Raw genomic sequence first — 2,103 nt, forward strand, 5'->3', positions numbered from 1 at the left:
GATGTGGTGAAGTCGCTGCCGGACGACGCGTCGTTCACGGGTACGGGTACGGGCGCGGGTGCGGTCGGTGGGGCGAAGGGGTCTTTGACGGCCGACCCGGTGGTTCCCTCCGGAGGTTCGGCGGGTTCGGCGGGTTCGGCGGGTTCGGCGGGTGGGGCTGCCGGTGGGGCTGGTCCGGTGCCGGCCGGGTCACTGTCGTCCGGTCCTGCTCCTGCGGTCGGCGGGGGCACGGGTACGGGTACCGGTGCGTCCGGTGCGTCCGGTGCGTCCGGTGTGCCGGGAAGGGGCTCGACGGCTGCCGCCGAGTCCGTCCCCGGAGTACCGGGCGAGACCGGGGCTGCGCCGAGTGCGGGGGCGGTGGCTTCCGGTGGGGTGAACGCTCCCGCCGGTACCCGAAGCCCGGACGTGACGACGGCGGGTACCCGGGCGCCGGGCGAGGGCCTGCCGGGCTTCGAGGACCCTTCACCTGTCGCGGCGGGTGGCCCGGAGGGCGCGGGCACGGTGACGCCGTCCGCTGCCGCGGGCCCGAACGGCACCGGCGCCGGGGCCGGTGTGCGTACGGAGTCGGCGGCGCCCGGGTCGGCACAGCAGCAGGGCACGGGCGGCGGCAGGACGGAACCCGGCACCGGTGTGCCGGAGGCGTCGTCGACGGTACGTCCTGCTGCGGGCACGCCCGAGGGGACCTCGACGGTACGCCCCGCTACGGGCACGCCCGAGGGGACCTCGACGGTACGTCCCGACCCGGCAGCCGAGAACCCGACGGCCGCGACGACCGCGGTGACCGGAGACCCCGGTCCCGGGATGCCCACGTCGGCCAGGGGCCCGGAGACCGGAACCGAGGTGGGTCCCGCCGGGTCCGCGAACTCCGAGGCGGGGGTCCCGGGCGGGGTCGCCGGGGCCAGGGGTCCCGAGGCCGTGGCTTCCGGCGGGTCTTCCGGGAACAGGAACTCCGAGGCCGGGGTGACGACCGGACCCTCCGGGACCAGGAACTCCGAGGCCGGGGGCACGGCTGGGCCCTCCGGATCGAGGAATCCCCAGACTGGTGTCACTCTGTCCTCCACCCCGGAGTCCGGGGCCTCCGGAGGCCGGACCGGGGAGACGGCACCGTCCGCTGCCCCCGCGCGCCCGGCCGGTGCCGACGTGGGACCGGTCCGCGTGGCCGGTCCGGACGCGGCGGCTACGGGAGGCGACGCTCCCTCCGTGGCGCCGCCCGCACGGACCACCGAACAGGGCCCGGTCACCGCCGGTACGGCCGACGCACCGCCGGACCGCGGCATCGTCACCGGCCCCGAGGCGGCCCGGGGAAGTGCCGAGACGACCACGACCACGACCGCACCGGCGACGGCCGCGCCCGGCGGCAGCCCCGCCGCCACTGCGGGCCGCTCCGACGCGTCGGCCGCCACCGGACGGCAGGACGGTACGGCGACCGGCACCGGGAACACCGCCGGTACGACCGGGAACACCGCCCCGTCCAGGCAGCCCGGCACCGTCCAGCCCGGGTCGTCCACCACGCACACCGGCCCGGGAGAGCCGTCTCCGGTGCGTACGACGACCTCTGCGGCCGCGAACGGGGCAGCACCCGGCCCCACGCGTACGGGCGCGGGCGAGAACGGCACGGCACCCGCTGTCCGCACGCAGGCTTCGCCCACCGGGGTGGGCAGTGCAGCCCCGGCTGCGGGGCGGGCCGACGCGGGCCCACGCCCCACGGCACCGGCCGGTACCCGTGCGACGGACGTGGCGGCCGGTGGCGGTGGCGAGGCACGTCCGGGTGCCCCCACCGGCACCCGTACCGAGGCGCAGGCCCCGCGGCCCGCTCCCGGCGGCCGGGCGGCCGAACCGACCGGCGGCACGGCCCGGGACGACCGTGGAGGCACCCCGGCCGACCGGACGCAGACGCAGACCCCGGAGGCCACGCCGCAGCGCCCGGCCCGGACAACCACGGACGGTGCGGCCCCGCGCCCCGCGGAGACCCCGGCCCCGCGCCCCACCGAGGGCCCGGCCCCGCAGCGTGCCGACGACGGCACACCCCCGCCACGCGCCGACGACGCCACAGCTCCGCCGAGTGAGGAGGTTCGGGCCGGGAGCGACGCCGGCGATCCGACA

The 2,103-nt window shown here is 78.6% G+C and carries 2 pseudogenes; one reads left to right on the plus strand and one right to left on the minus strand.

From position 1 onward, the window contains the following. Window positions 1-1,049 (minus strand): annotated as a pseudogene (locus tag ABEB00_RS35365) (hypothetical protein); the annotation flags it as partial. Between the two features lie 151 nt (window positions 1,050-1,200). Between ABEB00_RS35365 and ABEB00_RS35370 the strand changes: the two are divergent. Continuing rightward, window positions 1,201-2,103: pseudogene (locus tag ABEB00_RS35370) on the plus strand (hypothetical protein); the annotation flags it as partial.

The organism is Streptomyces ziwulingensis, assembly GCF_039542605.1.
GTDB classification, from domain to species: domain Bacteria; phylum Actinomycetota; class Actinomycetes; order Streptomycetales; family Streptomycetaceae; genus Streptomyces; species Streptomyces ziwulingensis.